Genomic DNA, 539 nt, shown 5'->3' on the forward strand with positions numbered 1-539 from the left:
CAACTCCGCGTCCTCTGTCAATTATGGCATTGGGGCGTCAGGGGATTCGCTCATGACGGACGGCATCGCCGCGCTGTACACTTTCATGGCGGTGTTCACCAGTATCGCTCAGCAGAAATACCAGGAGATGACCGCCAAGGCAGAGCGTGCCCGGGTATCGCAGCAAATGGCAAACCAAGTCGATTATATCATTTCCGCCATCACGACACCCGGCGGTACTGGGAATCTGCCGAACGAGGTGTACGAGTATTTCAAGGAAAATAAGATTATGGTGACGGCAAATGAAGATATCGTCGCCTACATTAAGAATCACGGTGATCCCATCGGCAATAAGCTGAAGAAGGGTGAACTAGAAGTGCTCAAAGGCGTTTTGGAAGCGGACTCGGGCCGCTGCTCCGATTTCGTTGCCGGAGCACAACTGCAGATTCAAAAGAGCATGCAATCCTACAACGTCTGTGTCAGCACCATCAGCAGTATGCAAACCCTGCTGGCCGATATGTGTAAAATGATTGGGCAAGCCATTGGTCGTTGAGTGCTGC

1 protein-coding gene is annotated in these 539 nt (G+C 51.9%); it reads left to right on the forward strand.

Features of this window, described 5'->3' with window-relative positions:
• On the forward strand, window positions 1-532 hold a 532-nt coding region (locus P0D80_RS51055), incomplete at its 5' end, for a hypothetical protein (RefSeq protein WP_408296560.1).
• Window positions 533-539: the final 7 nt, after the last annotated feature.

The organism is Paraburkholderia sp. RL17-373-BIF-A, from assembly GCF_046030175.1.
Classification (GTDB): domain Bacteria; phylum Pseudomonadota; class Gammaproteobacteria; order Burkholderiales; family Burkholderiaceae; genus Paraburkholderia.